This is a genomic window from Endozoicomonas sp. 8E, assembly GCF_032883915.1.
Taxonomy (GTDB): Bacteria; Pseudomonadota; Gammaproteobacteria; order Pseudomonadales; family Endozoicomonadaceae; genus Endozoicomonas_A.
Map to the genome: position 1 here is coordinate 599,650 of NZ_CP120717.1, position 25,456 is coordinate 625,105.

Genomic DNA, 25,456 nt, shown 5'->3' on the forward strand with positions numbered 1-25,456 from the left:
CCGGGTTTTTTCCTATACAGTGCCATTGTGTGGAAAATCCAGGGAGGATCCGGCTATGCAACTGAGGGCTTCAGTTAACTTATTACCCACCTATCTGAACCAGGCATCAACCGATGAGCTGTCGGCTTATGGTTGTCAGGACAACCTTCTCAATGAGAATAACCGGGTCAACCGGTCCGGGCATCGGATTTTCAGCGATACCTTCACCAGGCTTGATAGTCGGTCCATTGCACAGTTTGAAAGTCTGACGCTTTCTTCCCCTGATCTTGAAGAGCCTGAAGTCGATCTGTCAGATTTACTGGAATCCTATGAGGTGATTTCAGAGTACCCTGAGATAGATTCAGCCCTCAGGATCATGTCTGGACTGAATGCCCCTTCTACACCCCAGGCTGTTTCTGTCATGTCTGAACATCACTTGGCTTTAAGGATGCGCTTATTGGTGCCTGAGCAGGTCTGGAAGCAGAAAGAAATACAAAAGGAACCCGAAGCTCAGAAACAACAGGACAGTTTGGCAGAAGAGACTGAAACCCCGGCAAAACAGACAATAGGACAAAAAGAGCCGAAAGAAACTCCGGTGATTGATGTGCTGACGGGTCTGCCCGCAGAAGAGCTTGAAAATAAAGTCTGGGAGTTTCTGGTCAAAGTTGTCGGTATTGCCTCCCCTGCAGGCAAAACAATTAAGGGGGCCGCAACCCTTGTCGTCTCAAAGGAGAAAATAGAGAAGCTTCAGACAGGGCTTAAGAATATCCTGAAAGGTCAGGTTCATTATGAAGTCAGTGAAAACATAGGACGTCGTATGCTTCAGCTGTCAAAGGTTTGTGGTTCTACCAGTCGATCACTGCCAGTATTGACTCTGTTGGGGTACACCATTCCGGGCTATCGGGTTGTACCGGCCATGCTGACACTCTGGCGACTCAAGGATTTCAAGGATGAGATGGCTGCGTTGTACTACGACCAGAACGCCATGCCTGCGTTGACGGACTTTACCTTGAGCTGGATGCCCGCTTTATTATCCAATCTCTTCTAACGACTTGGCAAAAGTCGATGGAGGCTGATAGTCTTTCTGGCAATAAAACCGGACTGACTGACCTGCCTTTTATGAAACCTATTCGTTTACTCGATACCCGACTTGCTAACCAGATTGCTGCCGGTGAGGTGGTTGAACGTCCTGCATCGGTTGTTAAAGAACTGTTGGAAAACAGTCTGGATGCTGGTGCCAAACGAGTGAATATCGAGGTAGAAAATGGTGGTGTCAAATTGATCCGTATTCGTGATGACGGACATGGCATTGCCAAAGATGATCTGGCGCTGTCTCTGTCGCGACATGCAACCAGCAAGATTTCCGAACTGGAAGATCTGGAAGGTGTCGGGACTCTGGGCTTTCGTGGTGAAGCCCTTGCATCGATCAGCTCGGTTTCACGATTAACATTAACGTCACATGTTGATGGTCAGGAGTCCGGTTGGCAGGTTCGTACGGAAGGGCGCGACATGGAGGCTATTGTTAATCCGGCACCCCATCCCGTAGGTACGACGATTGAAGTCAAGGATCTGTTCTTTAATACCCCTGCAAGGCGAAAATTCCTGCGGACGGAAAAAACCGAGTTTTCCCATCTTGAAGAAGTCGTGAAGCGTCTGGCTCTGTCCCGGTTTGATGTTGGGTTTGGTCTCAGGCATAACCAGCGCAGTATCCATCAGCTAAGACCCTGCGGTACTCAGGCTGAGAAAGATCGCCGGGTGGCTTCCCTGTGTGGTCCGAAGTTTATTGAAAACTCGGTGATTGTTGATGTTAATGTTTCGGGGCTCAAGCTTTGGGGTTGGGTAGGATTGCCAACGTTTTCCCGTTCCAGTGCTGATCTTCAATACTTTTTTGTCAACGGCAGGGTGATCAGGGATAAACTGGTCGCACACGCTGTTCGTCAGGCCTATCGTGATGTTCTCTACGGGGGCAGGCATCCAACCTTTGTCTTGTATCTTGAGCTTGATCCGGCGCTGGTGGATGTCAACGTTCACCCTACCAAGCATGAGGTTCGATTCAGGGATGGTCGAACCGTCCATAATTTTTTGTTCAGTACGCTGCATCGTGCCCTGGGAGAGGTGTCTCCGGAAGATCAGTTGCCATCAGCCGCTCTCTCCTCACAGCCCCAGGCCCGGGCCTCAGGGGTTGAAGGCGGCGAGTTCAAAAGTCAGGAAAGTATGCCGCTGTCGCCAGCTCCGGCAACCGCTTCCTATTCTTATGGTGCGTCCTCCGGGCAGTCATCAGCGTCGGCAGGTGCAAGACAGGCAAGAGAAACACCCCAGCCAGAACAGATTCAGAAGCAGATTCAGGCCTACGGTGAACTCTACGCTTCTGGTGCCACTGAGCGAAGCTCTGTCGAGGAAAGTCAACCACTGGCCGTCAATGATGCGCCAGCTGCTCAGCCTGCCGCTGTTAGTCTGCCAGAGCAGACAGCAGATATCCCACCCCTGGGCTTTGCCATAGCGCAGCTGAAAGGCATTTATATTCTCTCTGAGAACGAGCAGGGGATGATTCTGGTGGACATGCACGCTGCTCACGAGCGCATTACCTACGAGCGGATGAAAATTTCCTGGCATGCCGATGGCATCAAAGCCCAGCCCCTGCTGGTGCCAAAATCAATTGCTGTCAGTGATCGAGAGGCGACCTGTGCAGAAGAGAACTATGAGTACTTCAAAAAGCTAGGATTGGCCCTCGAGCGAATGGGACCGGAAACGCTACTGGTTCGACAAGTGCCGGTCATGCTTCACAGTGCTGATGTTGAAAAGCTGGTTCGTGATGTGCTGTCAGACCTGATGCAGCACGGTGACAGTGATCGTGTGGAAAGTCAGATGAATGAAGTGCTGGCCACCATGGCCTGTCATGGTTCGGTAAGAGCTAACCGTCGTCTTTCAATCGAAGAGATGAACGCTCTGCTCAGGGATATGGAGCAGACGGAACGCAGTGGACAGTGTAATCACGGACGACCCACCTGGACGTTATTAACACTGGATCAGTTGGACAAACTGTTTTTACGAGGGCGTTAGGGGCCGATACTCACACTGCCGTCATTCCCGGCTTCATTCTCGTCATTCCCGGCTTCATTCTCGTCATTCCCGGCTTCATTCTCGTCATTCCCGGCTTCATTCTCGTCATTCCCGGCTTCATTCTCGTCATTCCCGCGAAGGCGGGAATCCACACTGACTCACCACCAGAACCATACTGCCCGGTGCCCCCCCTGGCCTTGTCATCCCCGAGAAGGCGGAGACCCACCGTTGGCGCTGGATTCCCGCCTTCGCGGGAATGACGACCTCAGAGCATGGGAACGAGCTGTTGGAGTTTCGCGACACCCTCGCTCTGCGTGGGAACGCCCACACCTGAAAAACTGACTCTACACGCGAGACAAGGTATGGGTTCCCACGCTAGCATGGGAGCCAGAGTTTTGCGACACGCTCAGAAGCGGGAATCCAACACGCATTGTACTCCTGCTTTCGTGGGGGTGGCGGCATTTGAGTGCGTTATGGATATAAGGCTCAGTAGCACCAGCAGCCTGTCGGACTTAAGACTGTCCTACACGGCAACTGCTCCTGCGTTGCTCTAGCTCCTGCATCCATGCAGTCGTGCGGTTGCAATAAATTGGTCTAAAAATCCCTGTTTCTTCGTCAAATAGCTCGCTATTCTCCTCAGAAACAGAGATTTTTATCCTCAATTTCTTGCAATCCTCGCTACGGACGCTTAAGTCCGACAGGCTGCTAGATCGACCAGGAAATACCCAGTTGCAAGGCCTGATAATCGGTCTGATTGTCATCAGCTTTGCTGAACTGGTAACTGCCGTAAACTTCCACGTCGCTTGTCAGACTGTGCCCAACTCTCACCTTCATTCGCCAGGCATCGCTGCTACTGATATCAGCGGGTAAATAGGCCATCCGGGGAATTATTTTCTGTCGCAGTTGAATGGTTCTCAAGTCATCATCATTAAGATCCTTGTTGTAGTCAATCTGAATACCAAGACGTGTTTTGTCGTTTATCGCATCCAGAAAAACACCTGCTGCGGCATTTTTGAAATCCAGCTCCTGATCACCGAATACCATAGAGGACAAGTTATCCCCGGACTCGGTAAAACCGTCGACCGATGATTTATGATAGCTGGCGGAAACAATGGGGCCTGCCTTGAGTTGTCCATTGTCGTAGAGTGCATAACCCGCATCCATGGTTAAACCATAGAGTTTGCCTGAACTGGAGCTGCTTTCTTTGCGTGTCAGAGCACCCAGATGGAAACCACGTTTGTTGTTGTAATCGAGGTCAAGATAGTTCAATGCCGTATTGGAAAAGAACCTGTCTCCCTGATAACTGGTAAAAAGGCTGCCACCAATACTGTTGGTTTTATAGTCGGACTGCTCAGGTTTGTAGTGTGTTTCAGCACCCTGTAGGGCGGCACCCAGCTTGAGTTCTTCTGTCAGTTGGTAGTGTAGGCCTGCATGGATTACGAAACCCTTATTGTCATTGGCTTTCCTGCCAACAGCGTCATAAATCTGGTTTTCTACGCCGGCTCCGCCACCGAAGAATGACAGGGTGCCCGGCTCTGCGTCTTTCCAGCGATGCAGTGCCAGCTCATTAAAAATACTGCTGTCCAATGTGGTTGAATGAGAGTCTGCGATTCTTGGCAGGCTGCCGACTTCGGTAGCCGCCCTGATGGCTGACAAAATGTAATCGCTCCCTATTTTGTGCATAGCGCTGCTGGGGTGCAGGCCATCCCAGAATAAGGACTTTTGTGCAACCCCGGTTATGATACGATCTCTATCGTCTCCGCCCTTGACTATACCGGGATCGGGCTTTTCGCAGGGTACGCCTGTGGGGGTGCCTGAAACCATACAGGTGATGTCTGCGTTTTCAGCGGAAAGATCAACAAAACCAAATGCTGCCGGGTTACCGGACACCTCTTTCACCAGACCATACAAACTCAGATAGAGGATATTGGCAGTGGACTTCTGGACTTCTGCAAGGACGGCATCATCAATCGCTTTGCTGACCATTCTGAGTCGATCACGCGTACCACCCAGCAAATGTTCTCCTCCCGGCGTTTCTCCAAGGTTGGGAACATTGAGCATAATGATATATCGAGCGCCATAGCTATGGAGTGCATTGGCAGCGCCTGTCAGGTCCTGAGCGGCTTTCAGGGGAGTTCGAGCGTCGTTTGTCACGAATTCAACGTCATTGCTGCCGCCCAGAATCATGTACATGGCTTTTTTATCTGCCTGTCCATGGCTTCTCATGAAGAAACTGTCTTGCTTCTGATTCTTGAAAAAATCCAGGTTTAAAGGCACGTAGGGGGTATCTGATGTGACGGATAAAAGGATTTCCTCACTGGAGTTGCCACTCACGGAAAAATTATTGCCGCCATCCATAGAGGGGCGAAAATCAAACCCCATTGTGCCGGCAATATTCTGGTTGTATAAAGTTTTGTCTGAGAACTTTAATGGAACTAGCCGTCCGGCATAAGGGACTTTCAAATTGCCGGTATCTGAGATACTGTCTCCAAAACTATAAAACTGACTATAAAGTTCATTAGCTTTTACAGGGGATAGTATTAAGGAAAAGGCTGCTATTGAAAGTACTTTTCGGCAAGAGGGTGATAAAAAGGGGACTGCTTTCATGGTAAACCTGTGTTTTCGATCAGTTTGTGTCAGTCATTCCATTGTTTGTGTGTTCCAAAAAAATTGAGTAGCCTGTCCGAGAATAGACTGCCTTGGTGTGGTAGCAACAAATTGGCAAAAAAATTTTTAACATCTTCGCTCAGACTTGCGGAACTCTTTGGTAAGTCTTCAGTCTATAGCTTTTGATCATGGGAAGGCTTCAGGTACACTCAGCTCCCCGTTTTTTTCTGAATAAAGCATTATTTTTCTGTTTATGGCATCCGAACCGAGTACACAGACTCTTACTTCTGAAGAAAAACAGCCACCGGCTATTTTTCTGATGGGACCCACTGCATCGGGCAAAACAGATCTGGCTATCCAGCTGGCGGAGAGACTACCCTGTGAGTTGATCAGTGTTGATTCGGCGCTGGTCTACAGAGGCATGGATATAGGAACGGCCAAGCCCTCTGCTCAGGAGCTGGCAAGGGCTCCTCATCGGTTGATTGATATCCGGGACCCTTCCGAGCCTTATTCTGCAGCTGACTTCCGTGAGGATGCTCTCAGGGAAATGACGGAAATTACTAATAAGGGAAACATACCTCTGCTTGTGGGAGGTACCATGCTCTATTTCAAGGCGCTTCGAGATGGTCTGGCAACTTTGCCAGCCGCAGATGCCGGGATCAGGGAAACCTTGATGAGAAGAGCGGAGTCTGAGGGCTGGCAGGCGCTCCATGAGGAGCTTCAGACAGTTGATCCTGTAGCCGCTCTTCGAATTAAACCGACGGATACCCAGCGCCTGCAAAGAGCTTTGGAGGTCTATTATGCTACAGGCAAGGTGCTTTCGCGTTGGCATCAGGAGCAGGAAACCAGTCGACTGCCTTATAATCTAGTGAATCTGGCCATTGCTCCCGAGGATCGATCAGTGCTTCATCAGCGCATTGAAACCCGCTTCAAACTTATGCTGGAGCAGAACTTTGTGGATGAAGTCAGGGCTTTATTCGAGCGGGGAGACCTGGATATTTCCCTGCCTTCTATCAGAGCGGTTGGTTATCGTCAGGTTTGGGGGTATCTTCAAGGAGAGATGGACTATTCCACCATGATGGAAAAAGGGATAATCGCTACCCGACAACTGGCCAAGCGACAGTTGACCTGGCTCAGAAGCTGGCCCGATATTCACTGGCTGGACAGTTTGTCGAAAAACCGGTTGGAAGATGCCTTGAAATGGCTGAAGCCCGTCCTCAAATAAGGAATAATAAGAAAGTGATTTCTGTGCAAGTCTCCTGACCTCGGCTTTGTATTGGTTAAAGCATTAACAAAGTGTATTGGAAAAGGCTGGTACGTGAGCACCTGCAATAGTTTCTGCAGGTCCGGTATGAGTAGCTAGTATTACCTATTGATGGCAGTGTGGGGCATCGCTTACTGTTGCCCAGCTAAATTTCTGGGCTGTACACAGATTGAACAATCAGGTACTGGCACTGCCGGTCGAGCGAATAGCCCAACTAGAAGTGAACAAAGGCTATTCAAAACCCGAGAATTAATAAGGAGTACAGAAATGTCAAAAGGGCATTCTCTACAAGACCCTTACCTTAATGTGCTGCGTAAAGAGCGCGTGCCGGTTTCTATTTATTTGGTAAACGGCATTAAACTCCAGGGACAGATCGAGTCTTTCGATCAGTTTGTAATCCTTCTGAAAAACACTGTTAGCCAGATGGTTTACAAGCACGCAGTATCAACTGTAGTGCCAAGCCGTCCGGTTCGACTGCCAATGCAGGGTCAGGAAGGTATGGGCGAGCACGACGAGCAAGAATAAGTTTTTTGCTGATTGATTAAAAGGCGCTTTTATAGCGCCTTTTGACGTTTATAAGATTCATAAACAGGTCATGTACGATTGAAGCATTTCAAGCATGAAAAATGTTTTGTGGAAAAAACAGCTGTGTAGAAAAATAACCGGGCAGTATACTATTAAGGCTGGCAGTCTGTTTTAATGGTCAATTCAGACCGTCTCAATATTTCCTGTTCTGTTAATGAATGGTTAATGATCCCTATCGAAAGAAAATAATTTCAGGAGTTCTGTTTGTTTTTTGAGCGCCATGAAGGTGGTGAAAGTGCAATCCTTGTTCATCCGGATATGAGTGAAGACAAGGAACGGGAAGATCCGCAGGAATTCATGGAACTGGTTCGTTCCGCAGGTGTTGAAACCCTTGCTTTTATCTCGGTGAATGTCCGGTCTCCTTCTCCCCGCTATTTTGTCGGTCCCGGTAAAGTTGAAGAAATCCGTCAATCTGTGCTTCACCACAAAGCTGAAGTCGTTCTGTTTAACCACACCCTGTCACCCAGTCAGGCCAGAAACCTTGAAAAAGAGCTGGAATGTCGTGTCATTGACCGCACCGGACTGATCCTGGATATTTTTGCCCAGCGTGCCAGAACCTTTGAGGGTAAGCTGCAGGTTGAATTGGCTCAGCTTGAATATATGAGTACCCGCTTAATCCGTGGCTGGACTCACCTTGAAAGACAGAAAGGGGGGATTGGTCTGCGGGGGCCGGGTGAGACCCAGCTGGAAACCGACCGTAGATTGCTCAGGGCAAGAATCAAAAGCATTACCCGGCGATTGGAAAAAGTTCGTAAACAGCGTGACCAGGGGCGGCGCTCCCGAAAGAGGGCAGAAGTGCCGCAGGTTTCTCTGGTGGGTTATACCAATGCAGGCAAGTCGACATTATTTAATAGCATGACTCAGTCGGATGTTTATGCACAGGATCAGTTGTTCGCAACACTGGACCCAACATTGAGAAGACTGGATCTTGCTGATCTGGGTCCGGTGATTCTGGCAGATACGGTTGGATTTATTCGACACCTGCCTCATAAACTGGTGGAAGCCTTTCGGGCGACACTGGAGGAAACCCGTCAGGCAGATTTGCTGTTGCATGTGATCGATGCTCATGATCCGGAACGTCTGGAAAATATCAGGGAAGTGCATGAAGTTCTGAAAGAAATTGATGCCAATGAAGTACCCACTCTTCAGATCTATAACAAGATTGATCTGCTGGCTGAGGTGACGCCTAAAATCCAGCGTGATGATAATGGACAACCTGAAAGGGTCTGGGTCTCTGCAAAAGACGGTGCAGGCCTGGAGTTAATCGAACAGGCTATTACCGAATTGCTGGGTGATGATATGGTTCAGGGGCGTCTGATGCTTCAGGCCAATCAGGGAAAAATTAGGGCACGCTTGTACCAAATAGGGGCTATCCAGTCAGAAGAGTATTCTGACAAAGGTGAACTGTTGCTGGATATTCGCATGCCCAGGAGTGACTTCGAACGGGTGGCAAAACAAGAAGGGTTAGAGACAGATTGTCTGATTGAAGGGTAGGATTATTGTTAATGAATAGTCAGTAAGGTGTCAGGAAGTTGCGGCGATTACTAATATGAGCTTGCACTTCCTGCTGTCCAAACTCTACAATCTGGCCTAGGAGCCTTTGTGACTTAGGGCGGTTTCGTACTCAAAAGTTTAAGTCCGATTCACAGATCTGTCAGGCCGATCGCCTTATAGATTTTACGTACTGTTGTAAAGACAATAACCCCGTCGTCACGGCGAAGGTCAGCTTTACAGCAAAATAGTTTGCTCACAGAGCCAGTTTGGACGATGCAAGTCCTGACGCACCAGCTGGGCAAATAATTCGTTACTGACTCTACGGAGACATATATGGCCTGGAACGAGCCGGGTGGAAACAGCCAGGATCCATGGGGTAGTGGAAATAATAAGGGTGGTGGCAAAAATCAGGGGCCACCTGATCTGGATGAAGCATTCCGCAAACTGCAGGACAAACTGAACTCAATGTTTGGTGGTAGCAAGAGTGGAGGAGGTTCAGGTAAAGGGAGCAATCACTCCGGTTCCTCCTCAGGAATGTTTATCGGAATCATTGTTCTGGCGATTGTCGCCTACCTCTGGAACGCAATTTACACCGTCGATGAAAAAGAGCGCGCCGTTATTCTGCGCTTTGGGGTATATACCGAGACCGTTGGTCCGGGTCTACACATATACTTCCCGCCCTTTGAAAGCAAGTTTCAGGAGAAGGTGACCGAACTCCGTACCTATAACCTGAGACAGCAGATGCTGACTGAAGACGAGAACATTGTTGAAGTCTCCATGTCTGTCCAATACAACATTGACGACGTTAAAAATTATGTTCTGAATGTTGCCAAGCCTTTGATGAGTCTTGAGCAGGCCACCCAGAGTGCGCTGCGTCATGTGGTCGGCAGCTCCGAGATGTACCAGGTACTGACCCAGGGACGTGAAGTTCTGGGGCAGGAAGTTCGTGCCCGTTTGCAGGAATACCAGGAAAACTATGGGACAGGTCTGCGCATCGGTAAGGTCAACATTGAAAGTGCCCAGCCTCCAAAAGAAGTTCAGGCTGCTTTTGATGACGTAATCCGTGCACGGGAAGACGAGCAACGTGCCAAGAACAAAGCAGAAGCTTACGCTAACAAGATTATCCCTGAAGCTCGTGGTAAGGCTCAGCGGACCATTGAGGAAGCTAATGCTTACCGTGATGAAGTCATTGCCAGGGCTGAAGGTGAATCAGATCGTTTCTCCAAGCTGTTGACAGAGTATAAGCGTGCACCTGAAGTGACACGTGAGCGTCTCTACATCGAAACCGTTGAAGAGGTTCTGAAGGGCACCAGCAAGGTACTGGTGGACGTCAAGGGTGGCAACAATATGATCTACCTGCCACTGGATAAATTGACCCAGGGCAAGTCATCCATGCCAGCCCAGCCAGCTGAGCTGAGCAGTCAGGATTTGACTGACATCAGTAATCGCGTTGCAGAGGAGTTGAGCAAGCGAGTGAACAGTGCACGTAGCAGTGGGAGGGTTGGTCGATGAGTCAGAAAGGTTTTACAGCTCTGATCGCTGGTCTGGTCATCCTGGTTCTGGCCTGGAGTTGTCTCTTTGTCATCAGCGAACGTGAGCGTGCAGTGCAACTGCGTTTTGGTCAACTGGTGAATCCTAACCTGAAGCCGGGTCTGCACTTGAAATTCCCGTTTGTAGATAACGTGCGTATTTTCGATGCCCGTCTGCAACACCTCGAAGTGCCATCAGAACGTTTCCTGACGTTGGAACAGAAAGCGGTTATTGTGGACTCTTACATCAAGTGGCGTATAGCGGATGTAGCCAAGTTCTACAAGGCGACAGCCGGCGACATTTATCGTGCCAACACACTGCTTTCCCAGCGTGCTGAATCCAGGATGCGTAACAAGTTTGGTGGTTTGACATTGAATGAAGTGGTATCCGGTCAGCGTGACAAACTGATGAATGATATCACCAGCAACCTGGATAAAGTGGCCAGAGAAGAGCTGGGCGTGACTGTGGTGGATGTCCGGGTTAAAAAAGTAGACCTACCACCTCAGGTCAGTGACTCGGTCTTCGAACGTATGTCTTCCGAGCGTGAGAAAGAAGCTCAGGAATACCGCTCCAAAGGTCAGGAAATGGCTGAAGGTATCCGTGCTAATGCAGACCGGGAACAGCGTGTTATTCAGGCAGATGCTTACAAGGAAGCAGAAATTGTTCGAGGTGATGGCGATGCCAAGGCGGCAGAAGTTTATGCCAGGGCTTACCGTCAGGACCCTGAATTTTACTCATTCTATCGTAGCCTTCAGGCTTATAAAGGGTCCTTTGACAGCAAAGGCGACATCCTGTTGCTGGAACCTGATAATGACTTCTTCAACTATCTGAACCATCACTCAGGTAGCAAAAAGTAAGCGGACAGCCGGGCATGGCATTGTGGAAGTTCGGATGGACTGAAGCAGTGCCGCTGCCCTTCATGGTTGACCAGAGACCTGTGAGTATGTTGCAACCTCGGCGCCTAGCCTGGCAATTGCCTTCGACTTCTTTACGGGGTTGAGGGAACCCCCCTTGTGCTGCACAGCGAAACAGGCTACGAATAGAAGCTCTGTAGGGGTCAATTTCGTAAGGAATCTTGATTTAAAAGGGTGGGTATTCGCCAGCAGGTATAGCTGTAAGCTTATTAACTCAAGCTGAATGATTCCCGGCCTCACTCCCGTCATTTCCAGCTTCAATCCCGCCATTTCCAACTTCAATCCCGTCATTTCCAACTTCAATCCCGTCATTTCCAGCTTCAATCCCGTCATTCCCAGCTTCACTCCCGTCATTTCCAGCTTCAATCCCGTCATTTCCAGCTTCAATCCCGTCATTTCCAGCTTCAATCCCGTCATTCCCGGCTTCACTCCCGTCATTCCCGCGAAGGCGGGAATCCACACTGACTTGCCACCAAAACCTTACTGCCCGGTGTCCTCCTGGACTTGTCATCCCCGAGAAGGCGGTGAACCAATGTTGGCTCTGGATTCCCGCCTTCGCGGGAATGACGACTTTCTTCGCGGGAATGACGACCTCCTACTTAGCGACCATCATGATGTTGATTTTGATCTGGCCAAAGTCCCAGTTGGTGTGATCCAAACAGACAAGCCAGTTCCCTACGGGCACCATCTTTGTCAGTGAATGGGTGTGTTGCACGATAGGTGACTGCTTGAGGTAATGGGCTTGCTGAATACCTGCTATCGGTCATCTATTCACCCTCTCATATCAAGCTTTGTCTCGAAATTGTCCCCTACAGAGGAATAGAGGTTAGCAGAATTGTGGACGATATTTTGGCGTTCGCATACTGGCCAGAAAAATTGTCTGTGAGGAGAATTCCTGAAAGAACATCAGGTGGTTAGACGTAAGTACAACAACCATCTCTTGTTTTACGATACTGAGATGGTTGTTTTGGCAGAATATGAATTAAACAGTGGAACTACTGTTTTTTTAAAAACTCTATAGTTGAGGAAGATTATATCTTTTCTCTATTGAGCTTCTAATATCATTTCGGTCTATTTTTTTAAGGGTACTTAGGAAGTCCCTAAAGGTAATAGGTCGACGAGAGCCTCGCTTCCATTGGTGCAGCATTGCCATCACCTTTTCAAAAAGTTGTCTGTTATCATGATCTATAGCCTCTAATTGGGGTTCTCTAAAACCTGCTTCCGTACGTCTGGCAAACATTTTCCATTTAGTACCTATCTCGTAACCATAGTCCGTGAATATTTCTTCTGGTAAAGGGGAGTCCAGAGTGTATCCTGTTGTTTGCTCGTGCCGGGGTTCTGCCGCTGTTCTCAGAGCAGCCTGGGCTTCACTGACAGGTGTGGATGACTGTTCCTGAGCCAGTTCATCAGCCAGTTCTCTGGTAACCTCGCCAAAGACGAAAAACATACTACTTAAGAACGCATTTTTTTGCTCTGAACTGGTTGAGTTCAGTAAATTAGTAAGTTCTTTTCTGGCAATCTTGGCAAAATCAATGAAAAGCTCACGTTGATCCTGAGAAAGTTTGTGCATGAACTTGCCAGATTCCATGAGTGATGTGCTTAAAATAGCCAAGCCGGTGAATATAGCTTTAACTTCTTCAGGTGTGGATGGATTATTGTCAGAAACATAAAATCCAAGGCCATAAAGTGTTTGAGATTGCAAATTCCTTTCTAATTTATGTCTGTTAGATTGAGTAATAAAGGTATGTTGTCCAAAGCCCCAGGGGATAATATCTAGCTGACCATCCCTATAATTCGGAAAGCCAAAACGATAATCTCTAAACAGTTCTCTGGATAACTCGCCTAAATATCTGAATGTGTCATATTTTGAAGGAACCGTTTTCTCTGCCAGTAAATCACTGGTTTGTTTAAATATTTGATAAATAAAATCCATTAATTCTTTTTTCTTTTGGCCATCTACTTGTGAATATACGAGATTATATAATTCGTTATGTGTCGCAAGATTATTGCCTATTAGCTCATTGGCTAATTTGTTTTCTGTGAATTGATCAAAATAGGCCTGGGTCTCAAATATTTTCCGGTGACGGGCAAGTGTCTTAACAATTCTTGCCACCTCAACATGTCTGTCGATTCCATGATTCTTGGCCAGTGCACCGACCTGTAGAATCAAGTTGCCAGCAGATATTGAACCTCTGGAAAATTTAATCCAGTACTTGTGAAATTTGTCCAGAGTCTCTTTATGCTGTAAAAAACTTTCAGTTAAAAGGTTATAAAGTTCATACTTCTTGTAGAAAGTGCTGCGGTGAAAAAGACTCAATTCCCGTTCTTCATAGATCAGATCAACGAGCCATCGTGACAGTCTGATGGCTGAAGTATCAACCCACTCTGCCATGGCTACCGGCACTTCCTTTGTCCTTACTATAGGAGGCGGTTCGCTGAGATCCCGCTCAAATGCAACCATACCATCATTAGCGCAGTCGAAGCACATATTGTTAAAGACTACAGGTTTTTGTTTCTGACAATGTTGGCAATACACGTTGTTGGGTGCCCCACCGGAACCATCGTCTTCCCCATTTCCGCTTCCACCGAAGGTGCGTCGATTTTGATGACTGTAGTCCTTTTGAGATTGCCTGTAGGAGGGAGGATCTTTCAGATCAACTCTGGTACCTTTTGCAGTGGCTTCAGTGCCTTTCGGGCAGCTGATTCCCGTTGGGCAGCTGCCCGGAAATACTGACACACTGCGTAATTGTTTAGGGCTTAAAATGAACTCCTGTTCTGTATAACCACGATAGTCTTCTGTCTGTTCCGGGTTGTTGCTCTGATAATGATCAAATGCCGCTTCCGGATTATCTGGATTCCTGAGCAATGCCATAAAAAGTCCCGGACTCCGTTCAAGGTTTGCACCCTTTATCTTATTCCACAGTTGTTGTGAAATAAGGATGGTCTGCTCATTCCAACCCCGCTTGATTTTGAGAACAATCCGGGTATCCCAAACTCGTTTCTTAACGGCCTGACCGTTAGTGTCGGGGAGACGCACCAGGACCATTCTACTGACCAGTTCACTCATCAGTTCAAAAGAGTAAAGGGGAGCCGTACCACCTCCCGGCCTTTTTTTAAATAAATCGTCTGAATCATCGCCACCACCAAAACCGTCACCGCCAGAGTTTGTGTATGGCCCGCTGTTATCGGCGGTCTCAGGGGTTTCAGGTACTACAGAAGGCCCATTGAAACGGCTGGTATCATCAGGATTATTGAACCCGTTTTCCGGAATCTGGGGGTTACGGAAAAAAATATCGACAAATGATAGCTGTTTATTGCCGGAAGTATTGTTACCAGAAGTGTTGCTGCCGGAAGGTAACGGTAGACTGGTGCTTTCTGAAAAAATACCACTACAGTCTGGTTGTATTTGCCATGCATTATTGTCTTGAACCGATAGAACCAACGACGTTTTACCCGCCGGTAAACGCCATCTGGCCAAGTATTCATGTTGCCAGCCAGCACTGTCTGGTGTCAGTTCGACCACCCTCATTCCTCCGGCTTGAATATCAGGCATACCACGCCCTGTTAAAGCCTCTGTAATTACTGGTGGGGAGGGGACATTTCCCGCGGATAACGAGGGAGGGGTTCTGAAACAAAAATGAAATATATCGCCTGCCTTGCTATTCAGACGGATATAAAGTTGATTTTTTTTCAGTTCAATTGTCTTGCTTTTATCCTCAGCAGTTTTTAGATCGTAAACGAGGTGAAGAGGCGGACTGTTCTCTATAAACGACATTTTGTTAATAAATTCCGTTGTCTCCGGGGATTTGAAGGGGCTCCCCCACCCCGTCCAGCTCAGCAGGTTGGAAACAGCAGAGCTATGACCGGAAATCGGCAAAATGACAGACAGAATGAATAACAGAAGCAAGCGAGCCATAGTGAGAAGTCTTTCTACTTTCATAATTGAATTTGCCCATAGATTTTTATTGTTGAGGCATAACAATAGACTCTAAATCTGAAGCTGTATTATTTATCTCCCGTCTGTTCATTCTGCTAGCTCAGAAGAATTGCACGGGAAGACATAAACGGTAACTTCACGTTTTTTGTGTTTTTCAAAATAGACGCTATCCTTTGTGTGCGTTTTCCGTGCCTTAAGAACTTGGGAATGAAGAAAAGATATTGAGGCAATCGTTTCTGATCAAAGGTAATTGGTTGCGCTTCTCTTAGGCAGGCACGGTTGTAATTGTGGGTCCTGCGTGTTGCCAAAACCTGCCGGTTATCAATTATCGGCAATTCTGTTAACATATTTGCCAGCGTCGGGGATACAAAAAAAGGCAATGCGCCATCCAAAATCGTCTTTAGAGTGAGGGCCTTGAGCGGGTTTCATTATATCCAGATGACCGCTTCCCAACGGGTAGGCTCACAAAAACCGGGTTACGATGATTGACGATAAAAGGAACGAAACAGTTCTGCTGCTCTTGCTGGCTGAACGGGGACTGATAAATTATCGACTGCTGGTCGTGAACTCTGCTTCAGCCAGTGGTATGATACCGCAAACCGGGTTCTGCCCGGTTTTTTTGTGGACCTGTCCGGACTAAAAGCTTTGGGGAGTCATCCTGTGGATATGTTGCAACATCTGGGCATAGCCTTGAGTCTGATGCTGGTTCTGGAAGGCGTCTTGCCTTTTCTGTATCCCCAGCGCTGGCGCAATATGGTCACAAAATTGTCAGAGATTGATAACCGGCAGCTGCGTATGGCAGGTTTTGGCAGCATGTTGGTAGGACTCATAATTCTGAGTATGCTCACGTAAAAGCGGAATAGTTTATCGCTCTGGGAGCCTGTCGGACTTAAGCGTCTGCAGTAGGGCAGCCTTTATCCGACAGGCTCCCGGGACAGTGGTGAAAGCGAAAAAAAGAGGGCTGTTATGACCGTCGCAGATCGCTGGTTATTGCCGGATGGCATTGAGGAAATTCTTGCTCCAAGAGCACGTCAGGCAGAAATGCTTCGTCGTGAGATGCTGGATTTATTCGATTGCTGGGGCTACGAGCTGGTGATTCCTCCTCATCTGGAGTTCATGGAGTCACTGACAGCTGGCGTGGGCCGCGATCTGGAGTTGCAGACGTTTAAAGTAACGGATCAACTCACGGGTAGAACGATGGGGTTAAGGGCGGATACCACGCCAGCTGTTGCCAGAATTGACGCCCACACCCTGAAAGCAAAAGGGCCGGTTCGACTTTGCTACGCGAGCAGCGTGTTTCACACTCGTTCAGCGTCGTTGGGAGCCACAAGATCGCCCATTCAGCTGGGTGCCGAACTTTATGGTCATGGCGGCGTCGAGAGTGATATTGAAGTCATTTCCCTGATGCTGGAAACACTGGCAGCGATCGGTATTGAGTCTGTGAACCTCGATCTGGGTCATGTGCGGATCTATCGTTCATTGGTGGAGTATGCCGGACTGAGTGAACAGCAGGAGCAGAAACTGTTTGATGCTCTGCAAAGGAAAGCGGAGTGTGAAGTATCTGAACTGCTGGCCAGCTGGCAAATCTGTTCGGGCACCGCAAAGATGTTTAAAGCGCTGACATCCCTGACAGGTCATGCCAGTGTCATCAATGATGCCCGTGCGTTACTGAAAGACGCGCCTGAGGCTGTTTTCAAAGCACTCGACCAGCTGGAAGTGATTGCCGGCAAGGTCGCTGAGCTTTACCCGTCAGCTAACCTCTACCTCGATATGGGTGAGTTGCGCGGTTATAACTATCATACAGGCGTCGTGTTTGCTGCGTATGTACCCGGAAAGGGACAGGCGATCGCCAAAGGCGGTCGATACGACGGCATTGGGCGGATCTTTGGCAGAGCCCGCCCTGCTACCGGGTTCAGTACAGACCTGAAAACGTTAATTGAGCTGAAGAGCCTTCTGGGTCTGAACACAGATGCCAGTGACGAACGAATGACAATATTTGCCCCCGTTGATGCAGATCCTGCTGCTGTGCAGAAACTGCGTCGTCAGGGACAACGGGTAGTTTACCAACTGCCTGAACAAGAGACAGACGCTGCGGGCACGGGTTGCGACCGGCAGCTGGTCTGCCGTGACGGAGAGTGGGTTGTAGAATGACCCGGAAGTTTGATCGAAGCTGATTTCAGTTAAACTTCTCCGGCCTGTCACAGATGCATGAGAGTCGGTTCAGAAAATGTCTGGAACTGAAGTTAGCAGCCTGTCGGACTTAAGCGTCCGTAGCGAGGGTTGCAAGAAATTGAGGATAAAAATCTCTGTTTCTGAGGAGAATAGCGAGCTATTTGACGAAGAAACAGGGATTTTTAGACCAATTTATTGCAACCGCACGACTGCATGGATGCAGGAGCTAGAGCAACGCAGGAGCAGTTGCCGTGTAGGACAGTCTTAAGTCCGACAGGCTGCTAGTCATGTCTGTTTATTTTAGAAAGTAAGAGACCGTTTACCATGGGTAAGACTGTTGTCGTACTCGGCACTCAATGGGGTGACGAAGGTAAGGGCAAAATCGTTGACCTGCTGACTGAGCAGGCAGAAGCGGTTGTGCGCTTCCAGGGCGGCCATAACGCCGGCCATACATTGGTGATCGACGGTGAAAAAACCGTTCTGCACCTGATTCCTTCCGGTATTCTGCGCGAAGGCGTCGTATGCTACATCGGTAATGGCGTAGTTCTGTCTCCTGAAGCTCTGCTGAAAGAGATTCACAAGCTGGAGGACGGTGGCGTTCCTGTCCGTGAACGTCTGCGAATCAGTCCATCCTGCCCGCTGATTCTTCCTTATCACATTGCCCTGGACCAGGCTCGTGAAGTTGCGCGTGGCAAGGACAAAATTGGTACCACCGGTCGTGGTATTGGCCCTGCCTACGAAGACAAAGTAGCTCGCCGTGGACTGCGTGTTGCCGACCTTCTGCACCCTGAGCGTTTTGCCCAGAAACTGAAAGAAGTCATGGAGTACCATAACTTTGCTCTGGAGCACTACTACAAAGTTGATACGGTAGATTTCCAGAAGACTCTGGATGAAGCACTGGCCATGGGTGAACAGATCAAACCTATGATTGAGCGTGTGACCGACAAGGTTCATGAGCACCATGGCAAGGGTGACAACATTCTTTTTGAAGGTGCTCAGGGCTCTCTGCTGGATATCGATCACGGTACCTACCCATTCGTCACTTCGTCCAACACCACAGCCGGTGGTGTTTCTACCGGCAGCGGTTTTGGCCCTCTCTACCTGGACTACGTTCTGGGTATTACCAAGGCTTACACGACCCGTGTCGGTTCTGGTCCTTTCCCGACTGAGCTGTTTGACGATATCGGTATGCACCTGGCCAAGAAAGGCAATGAGTTTGGTGCGACCACTGGCCGTCCCCGTCGTTGTGGCTGGTTTGACGCTGTGGCACTGCGTCAGTCTGTCCAGATCAACTCCGTATCCGGTCTCTGTCTGACCAAGCTGGACGTTCTGGATGGTCTGGAAACTATCAAGATCTGCACCGGCTACAAGAATGCCCGGGGTGAGTCCATTACAACCCCTGTAGATGCAGAAGAGTACGAAGCAATTCAACCGGTTTATGAAGAAGTGCCCGGCTGGAGTGAGTCTACATTCGGTGCCAGAAGCCTGAATGATCTGCCGGAAAATGCCCGCGCCTACATCCGTCGTCTGGAAGAAGTGGTGGGAACTCCTATCCACATCGTTTCTACCGGCCCGGATCGTGTAGAAACCATTATTCTGGAACAGCCTTTCGGCTGATCCAGTCCCCCGGCAGGTTCACTGGCGGGGGGGTCTTCTCCATCAGAACCTGTAAGAAACACCGGCCATGTAAACCAGTGGGTCCAGTTCTGCGTCCAGCTTATAGCGGTTTCCATCATTGTCCTTGAACTTCGCTGTGGTATTGATATCCATATACCATACAGCAGCATTGACGGCCCAGTGCTCGTTCAGTTGATAATCAAAGCCCAGTTGCCCACTCAGACCCATTGAACTGTCCATTTCCAGATCGCTGAAGGTATCACTGGCGGAGCCTTTGAAATCTTCACTGAAGAAGACGGTGTAGTTCAAACCAAGTCCCAGGTAAGGCTGGAACCTGGAGTTTTTGTCCATTGGGTAGTATTGCAGGCTCACAGTCGGTGGCAGGTGTTTAACTTCGGCAAAATCCCCCAATCCTGCCAGATCACCTTTTCCTTTCAGAGTGTGTTTGAATGGTGTCGCCGCCAGCAGCTCAACACCAAACTTATCCGACAGCATGTAGGTAAAGGAGAGTCCCAGCTGAGTGTCATTATTGACGTCAACTGTTTTGTTTTTTTCCTCAACCCCGTTGGTTTTTAATCCCCCACTGTCAACATTGGTCTGAACGCTGGCTACTCCGCCCCGGAAAATAAAATCTCCGGCCTCATAAGCCTGAGCAGAGGTAGCAGAAACAGCAATTGCTGCAGCAATAGTGAGTGAGAGAACGTTTCTGTTCATGGTGGTCCCTTGTAGGTGGGTGTAGAAAGTTTCATTGTTAACTATTAACATTTTAATTAATTGTTCGTGGTGCAATATTGATCTGAATCAATGCATCGTCGTGTCTGCCAACGCATATGCGGTAGGAATTAAGTTGAAAGTGTGGGCATACTAAGCAAAGATGCGCGCTAGCAGCCTGTCGGACTTAAGCGTCCGTAGCGAGGATTGCAAGAAATTGAGGATAAAAATTTCTGTTTCTGAGGAGAATAGCGAGCTATTTGACGAAGAAACAGGGATTTTTAGACCAATTTATTGCAACCGCACGACTGCATGGATGCAGGAGCTAGAGCAACGCAGGAGCAGTTGCCGTGTAGGACAGTCTTAAGTCCGACAGGCTGCTAGTTACCCGGAGTAGGGTTACACTGCATACAGACATTATTTGATCACAGAGAGGTTGATAAACCCTATGCCCAAAAAAGGGTGGAAAGAACTGGACTCCCAGGCTGCCGATGAAGCAGCCCGCTACGACAACCCGATTCCCAGTCGTCTTTTTATTATGGAGACTCTGGAAAAGAGAGGAGCTCCGGCAAGCCATAAGTTACTCTGCCGTGAGCTGGGTGTAACTGTGCCTGAGCAGCAGGAAGCTCTGTTATTCCGCCTGAAAGCTATGATTCGTGACGGTCAGCTGTTGGAAACCCGGAAGGGAACCTATGGCCTGTTGAGTAAAATGGATCTGATCAAAGGGCGTATTCAGGGTAATAAGGACGGCTATGGTTTCCTGATTCCTGATGAGGGCGGCGAAGACTATTACCTCTCATGGCGTGAAATGCGCAAGGCTTTTGACGGTGATCGTGCAGTCATTCGTGAAACCGGCGTGGACCGCAGAGGACGACGTGAAGGTCAGATTGTTGAAGTCATAGAGCGTAATACCACCCAGTTGGTGGGTCGCTTTTACATGGAAAACGACAATGTTTTTGTCGTGCCGGAAAACTCAAGAATTGATCGCGAAATTCTTATCAAGCCGGGCCCTTTGATGCCCAGCCATGGACAATATGTTCTGATTGAAATCCTTGAGCAGCCTGGCCGACGTGTTCAGCCGGTGGGCCTGATCAAAGAAGTATTGGGTGAACGACAAGATGCCGGAATGGAAGTGGACGTTGCATTACGCACCCACGACATTCCTCATGAGTGGCCTTCTGAAGTTGAGGAGCAGGTGGCCCGGTTCAAGCCGGAAGTGGCTGAGCGGGACAAAAAGCACCGCGTTGATCTGAGAGCGACGCCTTTCGTTACCATTGATGGTGAAGATGCCCGTGACTTTGATGATGCAGTCTACTGTGAAACCAAAAAAAGCGGCGGCTGGCGTTTATTTGTAGCCATTGCCGATGTTTCCCATTACGTGAAACCCGGAACAGCGCTGGACAAAGAAGCCTATAACAGGGGCACTTCTGTTTACTTCCCGGGACATGTTATTCCCATGTTGCCGGAAGTGTTGTCTAACGGGCTCTGCTCTCTGAATCCTGAAGTGGATCGCCTGGCCATGCTGTGTGAAATGACCATCAGTAGCAACGGTAAAATTTCCGGTTACAAGTTCTACGAGGGCCTGATCCGCTCCCATGCCCGTCTGACCTATACCCAGGTTTGGGAAATGCTGTCAAAGCCGCTCAGTGATGAGGGCAAGGCTTTACGTCGCGAACGAAAAGCGGTTCTTCCCCATGTAGAAGAGCTCTATAACCTGTTCAAGGTTCTGAAAAGTATTCGTTCTGATCGTGGCACCATTGATTTTGAAACGGTAGAAACACAGATCGTTTTCGGTCGTAACCGAAAAATCGAAAAGATTGTCCCCGCAGTCCGCAATGACGCGCACAAACTGATTGAAGAATGTATGCTTTGCGCCAATGTCTGTGCGGCCAAATTCCTTCAGAAACACAAAGTTCCCGGGCTCTATCGCGTGCATGAAGGGCCTACTATGGAGAAGCGGCTCAATCTGAACAGCTTTGTTGCCAGTCTTGGATTATCGCTGCCTGCTGGCAAGCTGAAGCCTGCTCACTTTCAGGCTTTGTTGGCATCGGTCAAAGATCGCCCCGATTACAATGTGATCCAGACAGTGGTTCTGCGTTCTATGAGCCAGGCCGTGTACACCTCGGATAATCAGGGGCACTTCGGACTGGCTTTTGACGAGTATGCGCACTTCACTTCGCCGATTCGTCGTTATCCTGATCTGCTGGTGCACAGGGCTATCCGTCATATTATTCGTTCTTCTGTTGAAACCCGGCATGTCGTTCGTGTGGGTGCCAGAGAGATGAATAAAAAGACCATTTATCCCTACGATGGCAATGAAGTGCTGGCCATGGGAGAGCACTGTTCCGCGACAGAACGCCGGGCAGACGAAGCTACACGGGATGCTATGGATTGGCTGAAGTGCGAGTATATGCAGCAGCATATCGGACAGACGTATTCCGGTGTCATTTCATCCGTCACGGGCTTTGGCCTCTTTGTCGCCCTGAATGATATTTATGTAGAAGGTCTGGTACACGTCACTAGCCTTCCGGATGATTATTATCATTATGACGCTGTTCATCATCGTATGGTGGGTGAAAGAACCGGCAGAAGTTATCGATTAGGTGATGATATCGAAGTCATGGTCGCCAGCGTCAATCTGGATGACCAGAAAATTGATTTCGAATTATCCTCAGGGACTGCGCTTAGACCCTCACGTTCCCGTAAATCTCGAAAAAGCCCCTCAAAAGGTGGCAAGCCATTAGCCAGTGTGGCCAAGAGTCGGGCCGCAAAAAGAGCTTTGCTGGATGCAGCAAAGTCTGAAGAATCGGGCAAGAAGACCACAGGTAAAAAGAAAAAACCCACTCGCAAGCAAAAAGCCAAGACTAAAAGTACCGGCAAGAAATCCGGGAAACCCTCAGCCGTTAAGAAAACAGAAACGAATAAAAAGTCGTCTGCAAAACCGGCTGGCAGACAGCCGAGAAAGAGAAAGGCTAAGTGATTTGTAAAGCGGTCAGGCGGCAATTTCCAATTTGACGCCTAATGCTTTCAGCAATCGGTGGACAGTGTCCCATCGAGGCTGGACTTTGCCATTAAATGTTTTATAGAGGCTCTCACGATTCAGGCCGGTTTGCTCTGCTAACTGAGCAATGCCCTCATGTCTGACCACATGCCCAGAGCTGTAATAAAAACAGCCGGATCATTATCGAGAGAGGCCTCAGTCAGGAGCCAGGGAATGTCTTCATCGGTTAGAGCATTCCCAACCATATCGTAGCCGCCAAATCCCGCGCTTCCAGATTTTTTGATCAGCAAGTTGATCTTTCTTTGTAATCTGCTCTGACATTAACCAGAATCTTGAGTATTATCCGGGCTCAATAGCCTATTCCGAGTGTTAAGATGTCAGTCAACACCGACACAGGAAACAACCTCATGGCCAGATATAGCCTGGCTGAAGAGATTGCAAACAGTATCACCCACGGTCTGGGAGCCTTGCTCAGTGTTGCCGGTTTGACCCTTCTGGTGGCGTACGCTGCCGAGCAGGATGATGTCTGGCGCATTGTCAGCTTCAGTATCTATGGGGCAACGCTGATACTGCTCTTTCTCTCTTCCACGCTCTATCACAGTATCCAGCACGAAAAGACCAAGAAGGTCTTCAAGCTGCTGGATCATTGTTCCATCTATCTTCTGATCGCCGGTACCTATACCCCGTTCTTACTGGTCAGCATGAGGGGAACACTGGGCTGGATAATGTTTGCCGTTATCTGGCTGCTGGCTATTGCGGGCATTGTTTTTAAAGTCTGGTTTGGTCCACGCTTTAAGAAGCTGTCGGTAACCACATACATTCTGATGGGCTGGCTGGTACTTTTTGCGTCAAAAGAGTTGGCCAGCAAGATATCGCTGGAGGGCATCTACTGGCTGTTAGCGGGTGGCCTCTCTTATACCCTTGGGGCGGTTTTTTACCTGTGGAAAAGGCTGCCTTTTAACCATGCTATTTGGCATGTGTTTGTCCTGGGCGGAAGTGTCTGTCATTTCTTTGCTGTTTTTTTTCACGTACTGCCTGCCAGTTAGCTCCCTATCAGGCTACAAGGAAGCACAGTTGTCTCTGCTCGTTCATAGATATAGCGGTCATCCAGCCTTCGCGTTAATGGAAGTACCAGTTGATGGCCAAGACACTGACAATGGTGGTGATCAAACCGAAGAAGGTAATGATGTATTGTCGGTTGATGGAACCCATCTCGAAACGGACATCGGTGATTTCGGAGCGCACATCGGTGATCTCAGCACGGACACCGGCTATCTCTTTACGCAGTTCAGAGCGCAGGCTGCTTATCTCTGAACTGAGTGCCTGATAACTGCGTTCATTTTGCAATTGTACCTGCATAATAGCCTCTTGCAGTACCAGGACATCTTTTTTACTGGCATTGTAATCAGGATCAAGGGAAGCACTGACTTTGCTGGCCAGCTCTTCATCAATGCCAATACGCTTTAACTCCGAGAACAACGACTTTTCCACAACAACTCCAACAACAAAGAATCACAGCATAGATCAGGGGCGACATTATGACCACCCGGCAGGAATAGACCACAGAGCCTCATTTCCAGTATAGGGATGCCATGGGCATTTCCTTGAGTAAGTTCTTTTAGGAGGAGGTTAATCGGTTTATGGACACAGGTTGTTCCGCATTTGATCACCAGATCAACATTCCACTGAAGCCTTGGGCTCTGCTAATATGCATTCCAATCCTGATTCCAACCCTGCATACGAATTCCCGTAATGAGTAATGATGTTGTTTTTGGCCTGCACGCTGTGCAGAGCCTGTTTGAGCATTCTCCTGAAAAAGTTTTGGAACTTTTGATCCAGAAAGGTCGCACTGATAAGCGCATTAATGCGCTGGTGGAGGAAGCCCGCAACCAGAGCGTGACGGTGCGTTTTGTCGAGCGCGGCCGACTGGACTCGAAAGTTGAAGGGGTGCACCAGGGCATAGTGGCCCGTGTTGCGCAGGCGAAAGTTTACCGGGAGGGCGATCTGGAAGACCTTCTGAACACGCTGGATGAGCCGCCTTTTCTCTTGATACTGGATGGTGTGACCGATCCTCATAACCTGGGTGCCTGTCTAAGAACCGCTGATGCCGCAGGTGTTCACGCCCTGATTACGCCCAAAGACAAATCTGCCAGCCTGAATGCGACGGCTCGAAAAGTGGCCTGTGGCGCTGCAGAGAATGTCCCGCTGGTACAGGTGACCAATCTTTCCAGAACCATGGAGTGGCTGAAAGATCGCGGCATCTGGATGATTGGCACCGCTGGTGAAAGCGCTTCTGATATTTACAAGACAGACCTTAAGGGGCCTCTGGCTCTGGTGATGGGTGCTGAGGGTAAGGGTATGAGAAGACTGACCCGTGACAAGTGTGATTCTTTAATCTTTATCCCCATGGCAGGGTCAGTCAGCAGTTTGAATGTTTCTGTGGCGACAGGTGTCTGCTTGTTTGAGGCGGTTCGCCAAAGACAGCTAAGTACCTAACCAGTTGGTTTCGCATATTCTGGACGGCGGCTTTTTCCACCCTTCTGCGTTCCAACTCTGGTTGCGTAGCTATGGCTACGCGCCCGTCG

The 25,456-nt window shown here is 48.9% G+C and carries 22 protein-coding genes; 14 read left to right on the top strand and 8 right to left on the bottom strand.

The features are described from left to right. The first annotated feature begins 55 nt into the window (after window positions 1-55). A complete protein-coding gene (locus tag P6910_RS02410) occupies window positions 56-1,027 on the top strand; it encodes a hypothetical protein (protein ID WP_317144697.1) in 972 nt (323 codons plus the stop codon). 71 nt (window positions 1,028-1,098) lie between these two features. Further along, window positions 1,099-3,039: a DNA mismatch repair endonuclease MutL gene (mutL, locus tag P6910_RS02415; RefSeq protein WP_317146500.1), complete on the top strand. Its 1,941-nt coding sequence runs from the start codon at window positions 1,099-1,101 to the stop codon at window positions 3,037-3,039. On the opposite strand, the gene P6910_RS02420 is transcribed toward mutL, so the two are convergent. After that, window positions 3,036-3,191: a hypothetical protein gene (locus tag P6910_RS02420; protein ID WP_317144698.1), complete on the bottom strand. Its 156-nt coding sequence runs from the start codon at window positions 3,189-3,191 to the stop codon at window positions 3,036-3,038. The genes mutL and P6910_RS02420 overlap by 4 nt on opposite strands. A gap of 553 nt (window positions 3,192-3,744) precedes the next feature. Further along, window positions 3,745-5,646, bottom strand: coding sequence for an autotransporter domain-containing protein (locus tag P6910_RS02425; protein ID WP_317144699.1), 1,902 nt, complete (start codon window positions 5,644-5,646; stop codon window positions 3,745-3,747). 253 nt (window positions 5,647-5,899) lie between these two features. Between P6910_RS02425 and miaA the strand changes: the two genes are divergently transcribed. The 6 genes from miaA (at window position 5,900) to P6910_RS02455 (ending at window position 12,133) form a co-directional block, all read left to right on the top strand. Next, a complete protein-coding gene (gene miaA / locus P6910_RS02430; protein ID WP_317144700.1) occupies window positions 5,900-6,871 on the top strand; it encodes a tRNA (adenosine(37)-N6)-dimethylallyltransferase MiaA in 972 nt (323 codons plus the stop codon). 306 nt (window positions 6,872-7,177) lie between these two features. Then, the gene (hfq, locus tag P6910_RS02435) at window positions 7,178-7,435 is read left to right on the top strand and encodes an RNA chaperone Hfq (RefSeq protein WP_317144701.1); all 258 of its coding nucleotides are present in this window, start codon (window positions 7,178-7,180) and stop codon (window positions 7,433-7,435) included. Between the two features lie 264 nt (window positions 7,436-7,699). Next, entirely contained in the window at window positions 7,700-8,989 is a 1,290-nt protein-coding gene (gene hflX / locus P6910_RS02440) for a ribosome rescue GTPase HflX (protein WP_317144702.1), read from the top strand. A 333-nt stretch (window positions 8,990-9,322) separates the two neighbouring features. Further along, entirely contained in the window at window positions 9,323-10,501 is a 1,179-nt protein-coding gene (hflK, locus tag P6910_RS02445; protein ID WP_317144703.1) for an FtsH protease activity modulator HflK, read from the top strand. Beyond that, window positions 10,498-11,376, top strand: coding sequence for a protease modulator HflC (hflC, locus tag P6910_RS02450; RefSeq protein WP_317144704.1), 879 nt, complete (start codon window positions 10,498-10,500; stop codon window positions 11,374-11,376). Before hflK ends, hflC begins: the two co-directional genes overlap by 4 nt. A gap of 280 nt (window positions 11,377-11,656) precedes the next feature. Further along, window positions 11,657-12,133: a hypothetical protein gene (locus P6910_RS02455; protein WP_317144705.1), complete on the top strand. Its 477-nt coding sequence runs from the start codon at window positions 11,657-11,659 to the stop codon at window positions 12,131-12,133. 315 nt (window positions 12,134-12,448) lie between these two features. Here P6910_RS02455 and P6910_RS02460 read toward each other — a convergent pair whose 3' ends face one another. Together P6910_RS02460 and P6910_RS02465 are read right to left on the bottom strand one after the other, a co-directional pair. After that, window positions 12,449-14,305 carry a death domain-containing protein gene (locus P6910_RS02460; protein ID WP_317144706.1) on the bottom strand — a complete coding sequence of 619 codons (1,857 nt, stop codon included), beginning with the start codon at window positions 14,303-14,305 and terminating at the stop codon, window positions 12,449-12,451. A 338-nt stretch (window positions 14,306-14,643) separates the two neighbouring features. After that, window positions 14,644-14,919, bottom strand: coding sequence for a hypothetical protein (locus P6910_RS02465; protein ID WP_317144707.1), 276 nt, complete (start codon window positions 14,917-14,919; stop codon window positions 14,644-14,646). A gap of 1,117 nt (window positions 14,920-16,036) precedes the next feature. Between P6910_RS02465 and P6910_RS02470 the strand changes: the two genes are divergently transcribed. From P6910_RS02470 to P6910_RS02480, 3 genes are all read left to right on the top strand, one after another. Further along, on the top strand, window positions 16,037-16,222 hold the full coding sequence (locus P6910_RS02470) for a DUF2065 domain-containing protein (protein ID WP_317146501.1): 186 nt from the start codon (window positions 16,037-16,039) through the stop codon (window positions 16,220-16,222). A 114-nt stretch (window positions 16,223-16,336) separates the two neighbouring features. Then, a complete protein-coding gene (locus tag P6910_RS02475; RefSeq protein ID WP_317144708.1) occupies window positions 16,337-17,521 on the top strand; it encodes an ATP phosphoribosyltransferase regulatory subunit in 1,185 nt (394 codons plus the stop codon). Between the two features lie 345 nt (window positions 17,522-17,866). Continuing rightward, entirely contained in the window at window positions 17,867-19,159 is a 1,293-nt protein-coding gene (locus tag P6910_RS02480; protein WP_317144709.1) for an adenylosuccinate synthase, read from the top strand. A 42-nt stretch (window positions 19,160-19,201) separates the two neighbouring features. On the opposite strand, the gene P6910_RS02485 is transcribed toward P6910_RS02480, so the two are convergent. Beyond that, window positions 19,202-19,873 carry an OmpW/AlkL family protein gene (locus P6910_RS02485; protein WP_317144710.1) on the bottom strand — a complete coding sequence of 224 codons (672 nt, stop codon included), beginning with the start codon at window positions 19,871-19,873 and terminating at the stop codon, window positions 19,202-19,204. Between the two features lie 445 nt (window positions 19,874-20,318). Here P6910_RS02485 and rnr point away from each other — a divergent pair, with 445 nt between their 5' ends. Beyond that, window positions 20,319-22,850 carry a ribonuclease R gene (gene rnr, locus P6910_RS02490; protein WP_317144711.1) on the top strand — a complete coding sequence of 844 codons (2,532 nt, stop codon included), beginning with the start codon at window positions 20,319-20,321 and terminating at the stop codon, window positions 22,848-22,850. Between the two features lie 12 nt (window positions 22,851-22,862). Here the strand turns inward: rnr and P6910_RS26660 are convergent, their stop codons facing one another. Both P6910_RS26660 and P6910_RS02495 read right to left on the bottom strand, forming a co-directional pair. Then, window positions 22,863-23,018: an addiction module antidote protein gene (locus tag P6910_RS26660; protein WP_410493872.1), complete on the bottom strand. Its 156-nt coding sequence runs from the start codon at window positions 23,016-23,018 to the stop codon at window positions 22,863-22,865. Then, the gene (locus P6910_RS02495) at window positions 22,988-23,161 is read right to left on the bottom strand and encodes a hypothetical protein (RefSeq protein WP_317144712.1); all 174 of its coding nucleotides are present in this window, start codon (window positions 23,159-23,161) and stop codon (window positions 22,988-22,990) included. The genes P6910_RS26660 and P6910_RS02495 overlap by 31 nt, the downstream gene beginning before the upstream one ends. Window positions 23,162-23,278: 117 nt before the next feature. Here P6910_RS02495 and trhA point away from each other — a divergent pair, with 117 nt between their 5' ends. Continuing rightward, the gene (gene trhA / locus P6910_RS02500) at window positions 23,279-23,917 is read left to right on the top strand and encodes a PAQR family membrane homeostasis protein TrhA (protein ID WP_317144713.1); all 639 of its coding nucleotides are present in this window, start codon (window positions 23,279-23,281) and stop codon (window positions 23,915-23,917) included. A gap of 73 nt (window positions 23,918-23,990) precedes the next feature. Here trhA and P6910_RS02505 read toward each other — a convergent pair whose 3' ends face one another. Continuing rightward, entirely contained in the window at window positions 23,991-24,362 is a 372-nt protein-coding gene (locus P6910_RS02505; RefSeq protein WP_317144714.1) for a hypothetical protein, read from the bottom strand. Window positions 24,363-24,623: 261 nt separating this feature from the next. On the opposite strand from P6910_RS02505, the gene rlmB reads away from it, so the two are divergent. Then, window positions 24,624-25,367, top strand: a complete 744-nt coding sequence (rlmB, locus tag P6910_RS02510; RefSeq protein ID WP_317144715.1) for a 23S rRNA (guanosine(2251)-2'-O)-methyltransferase RlmB — start codon at window positions 24,624-24,626, stop codon at window positions 25,365-25,367. Window positions 25,368-25,456: the final 89 nt, after the last annotated feature.